Source organism: Microbacterium sp. NPDC060132 (assembly GCF_042729675.1).
Lineage (GTDB): Bacteria > Actinomycetota > Actinomycetes > Actinomycetales > Microbacteriaceae > Microbacterium > Microbacterium sufflavum.
In genome coordinates, this window is sequence record NZ_JBHWXU010000001.1 from 2,037,977 (window position 1) to 2,052,520 (window position 14,544).

At 71.3% G+C, this 14,544-nt stretch carries 16 protein-coding genes; 14 read left to right on the top strand and 2 right to left on the bottom strand.

The features are described from left to right. Positions 1-246: 246 nt before the first annotated feature. Positions 247-1,749, top strand: a complete 1,503-nt coding sequence (gene guaB, locus ACFWCH_RS10005; protein WP_136035187.1) for an IMP dehydrogenase — start codon at positions 247-249, stop codon at positions 1,747-1,749. 78 nt (positions 1,750-1,827) lie between these two features. Here the strand turns inward: guaB and ACFWCH_RS10010 are convergent, their stop codons facing one another. Then, positions 1,828-2,256 carry a DUF4190 domain-containing protein gene (locus tag ACFWCH_RS10010; protein WP_136035186.1) on the bottom strand — a complete coding sequence of 143 codons (429 nt, stop codon included), beginning with the start codon at positions 2,254-2,256 and terminating at the stop codon, positions 1,828-1,830. 72 nt (positions 2,257-2,328) lie between these two features. Further along, on the bottom strand, positions 2,329-2,775 hold the full coding sequence (locus ACFWCH_RS10015; protein WP_378803466.1) for an HTH domain-containing protein: 447 nt from the start codon (positions 2,773-2,775) through the stop codon (positions 2,329-2,331). 167 nt (positions 2,776-2,942) lie between these two features. Between ACFWCH_RS10015 and ACFWCH_RS10020 the strand changes: the two genes are divergently transcribed. The 13 genes from ACFWCH_RS10020 to ACFWCH_RS10080 all read left to right on the top strand — a co-directional run bounded on the left by ACFWCH_RS10020 (position 2,943) and on the right by ACFWCH_RS10080 (position 14,349). After that, positions 2,943-3,257: a DUF2277 domain-containing protein gene (locus ACFWCH_RS10020; protein WP_136035184.1), complete on the top strand. Its 315-nt coding sequence runs from the start codon at positions 2,943-2,945 to the stop codon at positions 3,255-3,257. A gap of 141 nt (positions 3,258-3,398) precedes the next feature. Then, a complete protein-coding gene (locus ACFWCH_RS10025; RefSeq protein ID WP_136035183.1) occupies positions 3,399-4,445 on the top strand; it encodes a response regulator in 1,047 nt (348 codons plus the stop codon). Further along, on the top strand, positions 4,446-5,435 hold the full coding sequence (locus ACFWCH_RS10030; RefSeq protein WP_136035182.1) for an ATP-grasp domain-containing protein: 990 nt from the start codon (positions 4,446-4,448) through the stop codon (positions 5,433-5,435). After that, positions 5,432-6,148 (top strand): PHP domain-containing protein, encoded by a 717-nt coding sequence (locus tag ACFWCH_RS10035; protein ID WP_136035181.1) that lies wholly within the window; start codon positions 5,432-5,434, stop codon positions 6,146-6,148. The genes ACFWCH_RS10030 and ACFWCH_RS10035 overlap by 4 nt, the downstream gene beginning before the upstream one ends. Next, positions 6,148-7,635, top strand: a complete 1,488-nt coding sequence (locus tag ACFWCH_RS10040) for a glycosyltransferase family 2 protein (RefSeq protein ID WP_136036406.1) — start codon at positions 6,148-6,150, stop codon at positions 7,633-7,635. Before ACFWCH_RS10035 ends, ACFWCH_RS10040 begins: the two co-directional genes overlap by 1 nt. Continuing rightward, positions 7,632-7,775 carry a hypothetical protein gene (locus ACFWCH_RS10045; protein WP_168387313.1) on the top strand — a complete coding sequence of 48 codons (144 nt, stop codon included), beginning with the start codon at positions 7,632-7,634 and terminating at the stop codon, positions 7,773-7,775. The genes ACFWCH_RS10040 and ACFWCH_RS10045 overlap by 4 nt, the downstream gene beginning before the upstream one ends. After that, on the top strand, positions 7,772-8,119 hold the full coding sequence (locus ACFWCH_RS10050) for a response regulator (protein ID WP_136033572.1): 348 nt from the start codon (positions 7,772-7,774) through the stop codon (positions 8,117-8,119). Before ACFWCH_RS10045 ends, ACFWCH_RS10050 begins: the two co-directional genes overlap by 4 nt. Then, positions 8,116-9,930 (top strand): cell wall metabolism sensor histidine kinase WalK, encoded by a 1,815-nt coding sequence (locus ACFWCH_RS10055; protein ID WP_136033570.1) that lies wholly within the window; start codon positions 8,116-8,118, stop codon positions 9,928-9,930. The genes ACFWCH_RS10050 and ACFWCH_RS10055 overlap by 4 nt, the downstream gene beginning before the upstream one ends. A 49-nt stretch (positions 9,931-9,979) precedes the next feature. Further along, positions 9,980-10,228: an AbrB/MazE/SpoVT family DNA-binding domain-containing protein gene (locus tag ACFWCH_RS10060; RefSeq protein ID WP_378803467.1), complete on the top strand. Its 249-nt coding sequence runs from the start codon at positions 9,980-9,982 to the stop codon at positions 10,226-10,228. Further along, a complete protein-coding gene (locus ACFWCH_RS10065) occupies positions 10,228-10,590 on the top strand; it encodes a PIN domain-containing protein (protein WP_241115343.1) in 363 nt (120 codons plus the stop codon). The genes ACFWCH_RS10060 and ACFWCH_RS10065 overlap by 1 nt, the downstream gene beginning before the upstream one ends. 87 nt (positions 10,591-10,677) lie before the next feature. Continuing rightward, on the top strand, positions 10,678-12,366 hold the full coding sequence (locus tag ACFWCH_RS10070; protein ID WP_206251653.1) for an ABC-F family ATP-binding cassette domain-containing protein: 1,689 nt from the start codon (positions 10,678-10,680) through the stop codon (positions 12,364-12,366). A 49-nt stretch (positions 12,367-12,415) separates the two neighbouring features. Next, complete coding sequence (locus ACFWCH_RS10075; RefSeq protein ID WP_136033579.1) at positions 12,416-13,531, top strand: GuaB3 family IMP dehydrogenase-related protein; 1,116 nt, start codon at positions 12,416-12,418, stop codon at positions 13,529-13,531. A 59-nt stretch (positions 13,532-13,590) separates the two neighbouring features. Continuing rightward, a complete protein-coding gene (locus ACFWCH_RS10080) occupies positions 13,591-14,349 on the top strand; it encodes an SURF1 family protein (RefSeq protein WP_136036415.1) in 759 nt (252 codons plus the stop codon). Positions 14,350-14,544 lie beyond the last annotated feature (195 nt).

Consider the following 14,544-nt stretch of genomic DNA (forward strand, 5'->3'; position numbering starts at 1 on the left):
ACCTCCACTGTGAGTGCTGTCTCCGCGGACTCGGGTCGAACCGCGGGGATGGACGACGCACTTGAGCGTAATGGGCGATCCGCGAATCACCTACCTCCCCGGCCAACGGTCCGGTAACGACGGGGCGCTGGGAATGTTCTCGGGCGTGTCTCGCTTAGAATCTGCATACGGGCTCAGCCCCGCCCCGGCCGATGTCGACCACCCACTCGCACCCGGACCCGCGCCACGCGCGCAGGAGGAGATTCCATGGACCAGCACGATCCCTTCGGCTTCGTCGGACTGACCTACGATGACGTTCTGCTCCTGCCGGGGCATACCGACGTCATCCCCAGTGAGGCCGACACGTCGTCGCGGATCACGCGTCGCATCTCCGTCGCGACGCCTCTGCTGTCCAGCGCCATGGACACCGTCACCGAGTCGCGCATGGCCATCGCCATGGCGCGCGAGGGCGGCATCGGCATCCTGCACCGCAACCTGTCGATCGCGGATCAGGCCGCGCACGTCGACCGGGTCAAGCGCAGCGAGTCGGGCATGATCACCGACCCCATCACCACGACCGCCGACGCGACGGTGGAGGAGGTCGACGCGCTGTGCGCCAAGTACCGCATCTCCGGCCTTCCCGTGGTCGACGCCGAGGGCCGCCTGGTGGGCATCATCACGAACCGCGACATGCGGTTCGTCTCGGGTTTCGAGCGTCAGACCACGTTCGTGAAAGACGTCATGACGAGCGAGAACCTCGTCACCGCACCGGTGGGCGTCGCGGCGGGCGAGGTCATCGCCCTGTTCGCGAAGCACCGCGTGGAGAAGCTGCCGCTGATCGACGAGGACGGCAAGCTCGCCGGGCTCATCACCATCAAGGACTTCGACAAGAGCGAGAAGTACCCGCTCGCGACCAAGGACGACCAGGGCCGCCTGCGCGTCGGTGCGGCGATCGGCTTCTTCGGCGACGCGTGGGAGCGGGCCGAGGCGCTGCGTGACGCGGGCGTCGACGTGCTCGTGGTCGACACCGCCAACGGCCAGTCGCAGGGCGTGATCGACCTGGTCAAGCGCCTCAAGGCCGACGAGTCCTTCGCCCACATCGATGTGATCGGCGGCAACGTCGCGACGCGTGAGGGCGCACAGGCGCTGGTCGACGCGGGCGTCGACGCGGTCAAGGTCGGCGTCGGCCCCGGCTCCATCTGCACCACGCGCGTGGTCGCGGGCGTCGGCGTGCCGCAGGTGACCGCCGTGTACGAGGCGTCGCTCGCCGCCCGTCCGGCCGGCATCCCCGTGATCGCCGACGGTGGCCTGCAGTACTCGGGCGACATCGCGAAGGCCCTCGTCGCGGGCGCCGACGCGGTCATGCTCGGTTCGCTGCTCGCCGGTACCGACGAGTCGCCGGGCGAGATCGTGTTCCAGTCGGGCAAGCAGTTCAAGCAGTATCGCGGCATGGGCTCGCTCGGGGCGATGCAGACCCGCGGCAAGCAGACCTCCTACTCCAAGGACCGCTACTTCCAGGCCGACGTGCCCAGCGACGACAAGCTGATCCCCGAGGGCATCGAGGGGCAGGTGCCGTACCGCGGCCCGCTCTCCGCCGTCGCCTACCAGCTCGTCGGCGGGCTGCGGCAGTCGATGTTCTACGTCGGCGCCCGCACGATCGAGGAGCTCAAGGCCCGCGGCAAGTTCGTGCGCATCACCTCGGCCGGGCTCAAGGAGTCGCACCCGCACGACGTGCAGATCGTGGTCGAGGCGCCCAACTACAAGAAGTGAACAGCGCCCCGCACCGGGGCGACGACGAGGGGCCGGATGCGCGCAGCATCCGGCCCCTCGTGCGTGTGTGTTGCGGGTTCAGCCGCAGCGGTAGGTGACGCCGCCGACCTCCCACACGCCGGGGCCGAGCTCGGCGCACATCCCGAAGATGCCCGCGAACACGGTCACCAGCAGGATGATTCCGATGATCTCCAGGATGGTCAGCACCGCGCCGACGATGATGCCGGCGATCGCGAGGCCCTTCGGCGCGTGCGCCTTCCCCAGCTGCACCGCGGCGATGATGCTGAGGATGAGGCCGATCGGCGGCAGCAGGAACGCCAGCACGAGTCCGACGATCGACAGCACGCGTCCGGGAGGCGAGGCCGGCGCGGTCTGGCCGTAGGCGCCGGGAGCCGCGGGACCGGGCGGCGGCGGGTACGCGGCGGCCGGGTCGTTCGCGGGGGTGCTGTTCCAGGCGGGGGGAGGGGTGTCGGGCTGCGACGCCTCGGGGGGCGGGGGGTTCGTCATGATCTCTCCTCGGTTGAGCGTGCGTAGCCCAGAGCGTAGCGACGGCGCCGTCGGCGTGCCATCCCCTGGGCGTCAGCGCGGTCGTGCGAGGTTCGCCGCGTTCACGAGGTACGAGCACCGGATGGCGACGACATACTTCTCGCTACTCGACAGCGGGCGGTCACCGGCGAGCACGGTCTGGACGACCTCCGTGGAGAGACCGGTCAATCGCGCGATGTTCCCCGGGGTGAGGTGCAGTGCTCCGGTGAGGGACTCGAGGGTCGCGCGGAGCCGATCATCGTCGCCGATCCCGCTGGCTTCCGTGAGTTGGGCCACGAGCGCGGAGAGACGAGCCGCTTCGTGCCCGGTGAGCACAGCCGGTGACGAGTCCATTCCGACGGCCGCCGGTGCTACGACGAGGACCTTCCGCAGCCTCACGTGATCGATACCCGTCATCGCCTCGAGCGCCTTCATCGTGATGGCACCTTCTTCGAGGAGGCGAGCCAGTTCACGGGAAACGTCGAAGCTGGTCGATGACATGCTCACTCCGGGTCAGGGGTAGATGTACAAGGTGTTGTTCGGTACGACATGAGCCACGATAACCTCGGCGAAATCCGCGGTTCCGGTGAGCGTGCCCCAATGCCTGTGATTGTGGCGGGTGCTCGTCTGTGCTTCCGCGGGGGAGGGGCGGGGCGTAGCGTGCGGGTATGTGCCGGAACATCGTGCCCCTGAACAACCTGGCCCCCGCGGCGACCGATGAGGAGTGCCACGACGCGGCGCTCCAGTTCGTCCGCAAGATCTCCGGGGCGACGGCGCCCTCGCGCGTCAACAGGGACGTGTTCGATCGCGCCGTCGAGGAGATCGCTGCGGCCACGCGACGGCTGCTGGACGACCTCGTGACGACCGCGCCGCCCAAGAACCGGGAGGCGGAGGCGGCCAAGCGCCAGGCCCGCTCGGCCGAGCGGTACGAAGCCATCCGGGTGTACCAGCAGGAGAAGCGGGCGGCGCGGGCGGCGACCTGACGCCGCTGCGCGGCCGGGTCTGCCCGCCTGTGCCAGAATCGACGTACCCCGCTCGACTTTCCCCGCGGATCCGGTGATGAAGGCACCGGGATCGCGACGCCGGCCCCCACCGGCAGGGAAGCTCCCCAAGGAGAGCCGTACATGTCTGAGGACGCCCCCCGCATTCTCGTCGTCGACGACGACCACGATGTCGCCCTGCTGGTGAAGACCGTGCTGGAGCGCCGTGCCGGCTGCATCGTCGACCTCGCGGAAGACGGGCGCTCCGCGATCGACCGCGTCGCCGAGGTGCGCCCCGACGTGGTGGTCACCGACATCGAGATGCCGGGTCTCAGCGGGCTCGAGCTGCTCGCCGAGCTGCGCCGCACGATCCCCACCGTGCCGGTGATCGTGATGACCGCGCACGTCTCGGTCGAATACGCCGTGTCCGCCCTGCGCGCGCAGGCCGACGAGTTCCTCACCAAGCCGCTCGACAACGCCCGGCTCGTGGAAGCCGTGACCCGCCTGGTGGAGGAGGGGCGACGGCGACGCGAGGAGGCGAGGACGACCGAGGTGGTGCTCGCGATCGGCGCCCACCCCGACGACGTCGAGATCGGGGTCGGCGGCATCCTCGCGGCCCACGCCGCCGCCGGCGACGCGATCACGATCCTCACCCTGTCCCGCGGAGCCAGGGGCGGAGACGCCGACAGCCGCCAGAACGAGTCGCTCGCCGCGGCCGAGCGGATCGGCGCCCGCCTGTTCCTGAAAGACCTCGTCGACACGGAGATCTCCGGCGGCGGCTCCACCGTGCGACTGATCGAAGAGGTCGTGCGCGAGATCCAGCCGACCATCGTCTACACGCACTCCCCGCACGATCGGCACCAGGACCATCGCGCCGTGAGCGAGGCCACGATCGTCGCGACCCGTCGTGTCGGCACCGTCGCGTGCTACCAGAGCCCCTCCTCGACGATCGACTACCGACCGACGCGCTTCGTGCGCATCGACCGCTTCCTCGACGAGAAGCTGCGCCTGCTGGAGTGCTTCCAGTCGCAGGCCGCCGCGAGCCGTGACTACCTCGCCCCCGAGTTCGTCACCGCGACCGCGCGGTACTGGTCGCGATTCGGCGGGGGCGACGCGGTGGAGCCGCTGGAAGTGGTGCGCGAGACGGCGGAGTTCGTCGGCGCACACGAACTCACACGACGGGAGAGCTGAATGACGCAGCGCGTGCTGGTGACCGGGGCGGGCGGACCGGCCGGGGTGGCGGTGATCCGCTCCCTGCTCCGTCGCTCCGACCTGACGGTGTTCGCCGCCGACATGGACGGCTGGGCGAGCGGGATCTACCTGGTGCCGCCGGAGCAGCGTCGCCTGGTGCCGCCCGGACGCGACGACGACTTCGTGCCCGCGATCGCGCGACTCGTGGCCGAGGACGACCTCGACCTCGTGATCTCCACCGTCGACGTGGAGCTCATCGCGCTCGCGGACCGCCGAGACGAGCTGGCTCCCGCGGTGCTGGCCGCGCCGTCGTCGGACACGCTGCACACGGCCCTCGACAAGCTCGCCCTCGCGGAGCGCTGCGCCCCGACCGGACGCACCCCGCGCACCGTGCTCGCCGGTCCCGACGCCGCCGCGGTCGACTGGGAGTTCCCGGTGTTCGCCAAGCCGCGCCAGGGAGCGGGCAGCCGGGGCATCCGCCTCGTGCCCGACCGCGCCGCGCTCGACGCCCTGCCGACCGACGAGGGCCTCATCGTGCAGGACTTCCTGCCCGGCGAGGAGTACTCGGTCGACGTGATCTCCGACGCCTCCGGTGCGGTCGTCGCCGCGGTGCCGCGCACCAGGGCCAGGGTCGACTCGGGCGTCGCGATCGCCGGACGCACCCTGCGCGACCCCGAGCTGGAGGAGACCGCGTCCGCGATCGCCCGGGCGATCGGCCTGGTGGGCGTCGCCAACGTGCAGCTGCGCCGCGACCGCGACGGCCGTGCCGTGCTGCTCGAGGTCAACCCGCGCTTCCCCGGCGCGCTCCCGCTGACGATCGCCGCCGGCGTGGACATCCCGTCGCTGGTCGCCGACCTGTTCCTGGGCCGCGAGCTGCCCGTGCAGGTGCCGTTCCGCGAGGTCGCGTCGGTGCGGTTCCTGGAAGACGTGATCGTCGAGGTCGACGACGTGCTCGTCTCGGAGCACGCCGGTCATCAGGAGGACGTATGAGTCACGCGGTGCTCCGGGGGGACCATCACGTGCACTCCACCTTCTCCGACGACGCGGTCTCCACACTCGAGGAGAACGTGGCGGCCGCGGTCGCCGCGGGGCTCGACACCGTGCGCCTGGTGGATCACGTGCGCCAGAGCACGACCTGGGTGCCGGAGTACCTCGCCGCCGTCCGCGCCCTGCGAATGCCGGACGGGCTCACGGTGCTGACGGGCGTGGAGGCCAAGATCCTCGACGCGTCCGGAGCGCTCGACATCCCCGCGCTCCCCGCCGGGATCGACCGCATCCTGATCGCCGACCACCAGTTCCCGGGCGAGGACGGGCCGCTCGGCCCCACCGCCGTCCGCGAACGCATCGCCGCGGGCTGGGCGGCCGACGACGTGCTCGACCAGTTCGTGGGGGCCGTCGTGGCGACCATGCACCGCCACCCCGGCAATCAGCTCGCGCACTGCTTCTCGATCCTGCCCAAGATCGGCCTGTCCGAGGAGCAGCTGGGCGCCGAACGGCTGCGCGAGTGGGCACGCGCCGCCGCGGCCACCGGCACGCTCGTCGAGGTGAACGAGAAGTGGGCGTGCCCCGGGCCCGACGCACTGGCCGCCCTGCGTGACGCGGGCGCCGAGGTCGTGGCGTCGACCGACAGCCACGTGGCCACCGACGTCGGCCGCTACTCCCGCATCCTTCCGCTGCTCGACGGCGTGGAGGTGACCGGCTGATGCCCGACCTCGCCTGGTACGAGACCGTGATCGTGGTCGTCCTGCTGCTGTGCGTGCTCGTGGGCACGCTGCCCGTCATCAACACGGGCCTGCAGTTCCTGGCGCTCCCGCTGCACGCGTTCCGGAACCACTACCCGAAGGCCGCCCCATACCACCCGAACGTCGCGGTGGTGATCCCGGCGTGGAACGAGGGCATGGTGATCGGCCCCGCGATCGAGAGGCTGCTGCAGCTGGAGTACCCGGCGGAGCGGCTGCGCGTGTTCGTGGTCGACGACGCCTCCACCGACGACACCCCCGAGATCGTGGCGCAGAAGGCCGCGGCATACCCCGGACGGGTCGTGCATCTGCGGCGCGAGCAGGGCGGCCAGGGCAAGGCGCACACGCTCAACCACGGGCTCGACGTGGTGCTCGCGGACGACTGGACCGAGGCCGTGCTCATCATGGACGCCGACGTGATCTTCGCGCGCGACTCGCTGCGCAAGCTCACGCGTCACCTCGCCGACGAGAAGGTCGGCGCGGTCACGGCGTACATCGCGGAGGGCAGCCGCGACCGCAACTACCTGACGCGCTTCATCGCGATCGAGTACGTGATCGGACAGCTCTCGGCCCGCCGCGTGCAGAACGTCGGCGGCGCCATCGCGTGCCTCGCGGGCGGCGCCCAGCTGCACTCCCGCGCGAACCTGGAGGCCATCGGCGGTCGCATCCCGACCGGGACCCTCGCCGAGGACACGATGACCACGTTCGAGAGCCAGCTCCACGGACGCCGGATGGTGTTCGAGCCGCACGCCGTGGTGCTCGCGGAGGAGCCGCGCACGATCGACAGCCTGTGGAAGCAGCGGCTGCGGTGGGCTCGCGGCAACGTGCAGCTGACGTCCATCTACAAGAAGCTGTGGTTCCGCCCGAGCCGCGATCACAACCTCGGCAGCGTCGGCTTCGGCCTGGCGTGGTTCACGATCCTGCTGCTGCCGGCGTTCATGCTGCTCGCCGCCGCCGGCCTGATCGCGCTCCTGCTGCTGCACAGCGACATCGCCGAGTTCGTGTTCCGCTTCATGTGGATCGCCGCCGCATGCATCTACATCTTCTCGATGCTGTACTCCGTGCAGCTCGACCCGCGGATCGGCCGGCAGTCGTGGCGCGAGGCGATCATGTTCCCCGGCCTCGGCGCGCTGATCCTGATGTTCATCGCGCTGTTCCCGTGGACGCTCGACGGTCTGCTGAACCTCTTCGGCGAAGAGGCGACGGATCAGGCGCGATTCGGGTGGCTGCTGTTCTTCTACCTGTGGGGCCCCGTGTCGATGCTCGGCATCTGGCTGGCGCGCGCCGTCGAGCCCCTGCCCGGAGGGCGTTTCTTCGCCGGGCTGCTCCTCTACGTGTGCGGCTATGGCTCCCTGCTGTGCGCGATCACGGTGGACTCGTACCTCAAGGAGTGGCGCCGCGCCGACGCCTCGTGGATCAAGACCGAGAAGGTCGGACGGGTGGACTCATGACGGACGCACCTTCGCATGACGCCGAGGTCGAGGAGATCGCCGAGGACGCCCGGCGCGAGAAGCGGCTCATCCCGCAGGCCCTGATCTCCCTCGGCATCGTGGTCGTGATCGTGGTCGTGCGAGAGCTGCTCCTCCGATGACCGGGAGGCCGCTGGCGCTCGTGGTCGAGGACGCGGCCGATCAGGCGACACTCCTGGGGCGGTACCTCGACCGGGAGGGCTTCGACGTCTTCATCGCGCCCGATGCCGAGTCCGCGATCGCCGCCTTCCCCGACATCCATCCGGTCGTCGCCGTGCTCGATCTGCTGCTCCCCGGCATCTCCGGTCACGCCTGCTCGCGTCTCATCCACGAGCGCTTCCCCGACTGCTACCTCGTGGTCAGCTCCGTGCTCGATGTCGCGGACTACCCGCCGGCCGACGCGGCGCTGCCGAAACCCGTCACGGGGGCCGACCTGCACCGCGTGGTCGAGGGGGTGCCGCGATGAGGGCCACGCCGCTCGAGCGCGCCGAGAGCCGCTGGTACCGGGTGTTCGACAACCCGAGTCCGATCGTGAAGCAGGCGCCCACCCTGGTCGCGACGGTGATCGCGGGCAGCATGACGTGGGCCATCCCCGGCCTGCCGTTCACGCACCTCGGCGCGGCGCTGATCGGCATCGGCATCGTGCTGCTGGCCACGCTGCAGGCCGGGGTGCTCAGCGCCCTGCACGTGCGCGAGGGCTGGATCGTGCTGGCGGTCCCCATGCTCGACATCGTGGGGCTCGGCCTCTTCCGTGCGGGGACGGGCGGGGCAGCGTCGCTGTTCAGCTCGCTCGTGCTGCTGCCGATCATCTGGATCGCGGCCGCCCCCGGCATCCGGTGGGTGTTCGTGGTCGGCGCGCTGTCGTCGCTCGCCCTGCTCATGCCGTACATCACCGACCCGCCGTCGAACGCCGTCGTGTGGCTGCGCGGCGTGGTGGGGCCGCTCGTGTTCGCGGCGGTCGCCGCCGTGGTGAACGAGCTGTCGCGGCAGCAGAGGATGCGGGTGGAGCAGGCCGAGGATCTGGTGACCGAGCGCACGAGGGCGCTGTCCGAGAACGTGGCGATGATCGTGCAGCTGCGGCAGAAGGAGCACGAGTACCGGGTGCTGCTGGACTCGTTCGAGAGCCTGTGGTCCTCGATCACCGCGCAGGCCGTGATCGCCACCGACCGCGCGGGGCGCATCACGGCGTGGAATCCCGGGGCCGTGCGGCTGCTCGGGCTCACGGTCGACGAGGCGCTCGACGACGTTCGCATCGACCGGTTCTTCTCCCGAACGGTGCTGTCGATGCTCGCGGAGGACACGGCAGCGCGACGGGAGGCGTCGGGTGAGGCGTCCGTCGCGGGGGCGAGTGCGGGGCCGGCGCCCGAGGGCATCCGGGCGCTGTTCGCGCAGGCCGACGAGGGGGTCACGGTCGACGGCGACGTGGAGGTCACCACGGCGGGCGGCACGACCGTTCCCGCGCGCGTGACGGTGAGTCCGCATAAGGACGGCTCCGGTGCCCAGCAGGGCTACCTGTTCGTGCTGACCGATGAGACGCGGGCGGTCGAGGTGGCCCGCATGAAGGACGAGTTCGTGGGCATGATCTCGCACGAGCTGCGCACGCCGCTCAGCGCGATCATCGGCTTCCTCGACCTGTTGCAGAACGATCCGGGCCAGCCGCTGACCGAGGATCAGCAGGAGTTCGTCGGGATCATCGAGCGCAACGCGAAGCGCCTGCTCAACCTGGTGGGCGACCTGCTGTTCACCGCCCAGGTGGAGTCGGGGCGCTTCCCGTTGGAGCGCGTGGAGGCCGACGTCGCCGAGCTCGTGCGGTCGGCGGTCGCATCCGCGGGCCCGCACGCGCAGCGGGAGGGCATCGAGCTGGTGGCGGACGCGGGCGACGAGCCGATCCGGCTGCTCGTGGATCCGGGGCGGATCGGGCAGGCCGTCGACAATCTCCTGTCGAACGCGATCAAGTTCACGCCGAGCGGCGGCCGGGTCACGGCGGCCGTGCGGCGCGTGGACGGCGGCGTGCAGATCTCGGTCGCGGACACCGGCGTCGGCATCCCGGAGGACGAGCAGGGCATGCTCTTCACGCGGTTCTTCCGGGCCTCGACGGCCACGCGGAATGCCGTGCCCGGCGTGGGGCTCGGCCTCACGATCACCCGCGCGATCGTGCTGGCGCACGGCGGTTCGATGGACGTGACGAGTCAGGAGGGCGTGGGGACCGAGTTCCGCTTCGTCCTGCCGGCGGCGCCGAAAACCGAGGTGCTGCAGACCCTGAGCCGCGCGGACTGACCTTCGGCGGCCCGGGCCACGGGGAGGAGCTCGGTGGTACGCTGAGGTCATGGATACCACGTTCGTCGCTCCGATGGGCGATCGCGGTCGGCTGGTGATCCCGGCCGAGTTGAGGGCCCGACAGCACTGGGAGCAGGGCATGCCGCTGCTCATGATCGAGTCGAACGGGGGTGTCGTGCTGGTGACGAGGGAACAGGCGAAGGCGCTGGTCCGCGCTCAGCTCGATGGCGCCAGCGCTCTGGAATCCCTCCTCGCCGAGCGTCGAGCCGCCGCGGCCGCCGAAGACGCCGCCGCGTGATGGTTCTCGACGCGTCGGCGCTGCTGGCGTTCCTGCAGGGCGAGCCGGGCGCCGACCGCGTCGAGGAGGCCTTGGACGGCGCCGTCGTCGGGGCGGCGAACTGGGCGGAGGTCGCGCAGAAGGTCCGCGCGGCTGGGGCGGACTGGGGTATCGCGTCGGGGCTACTGCTCAGCTACCGCCTGACGGTCGAGCCGGTGTCGGTGGCCGATGCCGAGGCGGCCGCGGCGATGTGGCGGCGGGGGAGCGGGCTCTCGCTGGGGGACCGGCTGTGTCTGGGGCTGGCGGAGCGTCTCGGCGCGACGGCGCTCACCGCGGACCGCGCGTGGGGCGAGTCCGAGCGCGTCGAGCAGGTGCGTGGCTGAGTCGGACTGACCTTCGACCACAACGGTCGCAGCATCCTGATAGTCTGGTCGGCTCGCTGTGCGCGGGCGGAAGGACGGCCACGCGCTGTGGGGTACATCGACGCATCAGGCATCTCGCTGACGCTTCCCGACGGAAGACCGCTGCTCGACGAGGTCTCGTTCCGGGTCGGCGCCGGCTCGACGAGCGCGCTCATCGGGCCGAACGGCGCGGGCAAGACCACGCTCCTGCGGATCATCCGCGGCGACCAGGCGGCCGACGACGGCGTCGTCACCATCGACGGCGGACTCGGCGTGATGGATCAGTTCGTCGGGCACGGCGAGCCGGGGCAGACCGTGCATGAGCTCCTCGTGCGCGTCGCCCCCGCCCGCATCCGCGCCGCCGCCGAAGCCCTCGACGCGGCGGAGAACGCCCTGATCGACCGTGATGAGCACGACACGCAGATGGCGTACGCCGCAGCCATCGCGGAGTACGCCGACGCCGGCGGCTACGAGCACGAGACCGTATGGGACCAGTGCACGATGGCGGCGCTCGGCGTGCCGTTCGAGCGGGCGCGGTACCGCGAGCTCACGTCGCTGTCCGGCGGCGAGCAGAAGCGCCTGGCGCTCGAGGCTCTGCTGCGCGGACCCGACGCGGTGCTCCTGCTCGACGAGCCGGACAACTACCTCGACGTCCCGACCAAGCGGTGGCTGGAGGAACAGCTTCGGCAGACCGCGAAGACCGTGCTGCTCGTGTCGCACGACCGCGAGCTGCTCGCCCGCGCGGCCGACCGGCTCATCACGCTCGAACCAGGGGCGGCCGGTTCGACGGCGTGGGTTCACGGCGGCGGCTTCGCGACCTACCCGCAGGCGCGCATCGACCGCATGGAGCGGCTCGACGAGCTGCGCCGTCGGTGGGACGAGCAGCACGAGAAGCTGCGCGTGCTGGTCGCGAACCTCAAGGTGAAGGCCTCGGCGAACGACGGATTCGCCTCCCGCTACCAGGCGGCGCAGACGCGACTGCGCAAGTTCGAGGAGGCGGGGCCGCCCGAGGAGCGTCCGCCCGCGCAGGAGTTCGACATGCGCCTGCGGGGCTCGCGCACGGGCAAGCGCGCCGTGGTGGCCGAGCGGCTCGAGCTCACCGGGCTTATGCGTCCCTTCGACGCGGAGGTGTGGTTCGGCGACCGCGTGGCCGTGCTGGGCTCGAACGGCTCGGGCAAGTCGCACTTCCTGCGACTGCTCGCGCGCGGCGGCAGCGACCCCGACCCGACCCTGGGTCACGTCTCCTCCGCCGCGGAAGACCTGAGTCCCGTCGCGCACACCGGTCGCGCGGTGCTGGGGGCGCGCGTGGTGCCGGGGCTGTTCGCGCAGACCCACACGCACCCGGAGTTCGTCGGACGCACGCTGCTGGAGATCCTGCACCGCGGCGACGACCGCCGGGCGGGGATGCCCCGGGACGCCGCGAGCTCGGCGCTCGACCGCTACGGGCTGGTGCGGCAGGCGCTGCAGACGTTCGAGTCGCTGTCCGGTGGGCAGCAGGCGCGGTTCCAGGTGCTGCTGCTGGAGTTGTCCGGCGCGACCCTGCTGCTGCTCGACGAGCCGACCGACAACCTCGACCTGGAGTCGGCGGAGGCGTTGGAGCAGGCGCTGGCGCGGTTCGAGGGCACGGTGCTCGCGGTCACGCACGACCGCTGGTTCGCGCGGTCGTTCGACCGGTTCCTCGTGTTCGGCTCCGACGGCGAGGTGTACGAGTCGGACGAGCCGGTGTGGGACGAGCGCCGCGTGGCACGGGCCCGGTGACCGCGGGCACGCGCCCCCTCGGGGTGCCCGGTAGGCTGGACGGGTGACCATGGAGATCGAGCTCGGCCGAGGAAAGCGCGCCCGTCGCGCGTACACGTTCGACGACATCGCGGTGGTGCCCTCGCGGCGCACGCGCAACCCGGAGGACGTGTCGACCGCCTGGACGATCGACGCCTTCGGCTTCGAGATCCCGGTGCTCGGCGCGCCGATGGACTCCGTCGTGAGCCCGCGCACGGCCATCATGCTCGGCCAGCTGGGCGGCTTGGGCGTGCTCGACCTCGAGGGTCTGTGGACCCGGTACGAGGACCCGGAGCCGCTGCTCGCGGAGATCGCGGGTCTCGCCGACGACCGGGCGACCGTGCGCATGCAGGAGCTGTACGCCGAGCCGATCAAGCCCGAGCTCATCACGCGGCGCCTGGCCGAGATCCGCGAGGCCGGTGTCACCGTCGCCGGTTCCCTCACGCCGCAGCGCACCCAGGAGTTCTACGACACCGTGGCCGCGGCGGGCGTCGACCTGTTCGTCATCCGCGGCACCACCGTCTCGGCGGAGCACGTGTCGAGCGTGGCCGAGCCGCTCAACCTCAAGAAGTTCATCTACGACCTCGACGTCCCGGTCATCGTGGGCGGCGCTGCCACCTACACCGCGGCGCTGCACCTGATGCGCACCGGCGCGGCCGGCGTGCTGGTCGGCTTCGGCGGGGGAGCGGCGTCCACCACGCGCGCCACCCTCGGCATCCACGCCCCGATGGCCACTGCGGTCTCCGACGTCGCCGCTGCGCGCCGCGACTACCTCGACGAGTCGGGCGGGCGCTACGTGCACGTGATCGCCGACGGCGGCGTCGGTACCTCGGGCGACATCGTGAAGGCTCTCGCGATGGGCGCCGACGCGGTCATGCTCGGCGTGGCCCTCGCCCGCGCGACCGACGCGCCGGGGCAGGGTTTCCACTGGGGCCCCGAGGCGCACCACCCCAAGCTCCCGCGCGGCCGCCGGGTCGAGGTGGGCGGCATCGGCACGCTCGAGGAGATCCTGTACGGCCCCGCGCCCGTGGCCGACGGCACCGCGAACCTCATCGGCGCGCTGCGCAAGTCGATGGCGACCACCGGATACTCCGACCTCAAGGAGTTCCAGCGGGTCGAGGTCGTGCTCGCCCCGTACGAGGCCTGAGCCGCCGCCGCTGCACCGTGACCGCCCCCGCCCCGTTCCCGCCGACCCTCCGTGAGGTCATGCTGCGCGGACGCTGGATCGGCATGCTGCTGCTGTGCCTCGTGGTCGCCGGGGTGTTCGCGTGGCTCGGGCAGTGGCAGCTGGAGCGCGCGATCGAGACCGACCCGCCGCCGCCCGGCGTGACCGAGCAGGTGCGGCCGCTGTCCGACGTGGTCGAGCCGGGGCAGTACCTCGCCGAACCCCTCGTGGGGCAGCGGGTCGAGACGAGCGGGACGTGGATCCCGGACGACTTCCTGGTGGTGTCGAGCCGCTTCAACGACGGCGTCGAGGGGTTCTGGGTCACCGGACAGCTGCGGGTGGACGAGCGTGTGTCGATCGCCGTGGCGATCGGCTGGGCTCCCGACCGCGCGGCCGCCGATGCCGCGGTGGAGCGCCTGGCCGCGGAGGCCGACGGTCGCCCGGTCGAGGTCGCGGGGCGCATCATCTCGGACGAGGGGCCGTCGGTGCCGCCGCGCAGCGACCCGGAGCGTCTCGACCGCATGTCGCCCGCCGCGCTGCTCAGCCGCTGGCACGACACGGAGCAGCTCGACGTGTACCGCCCGTACCTCGCCTCGACCACCGCGACGGCGGGGCTCGAGGACATCTCCTCGCCGGCACCCGACGAGCAGTCGCCGGTGAACTGGCTCAACGTGTTCTACGCGGTGGAGTGGGCGATCTTCGCGGGCTTCGCGTTCTACCTCTGGTACCGCCTGGCGAAGGACGCGTGGGAGCGCGAGGTCGAGGAGTTCGAGGACGCGGCGGCGGCCGAGAGCGTCTGAACGGCGTGCGCATCCGCGCGACCTCCGGTGCGCTTCTGCGCGCGGCCGTGCCCCGATGTGAACCTTCGTCAGGGGTGCGCGCGGCCCTTCGGTGAGCAGTCGGTGACCATCGTGAAAACTCCGTTGAGGATGTCCGACCCGCTTCGTATGCTCGCTCCATGTGCGCACGCTGGGAGTTCCCGATGCGTGCGGTGA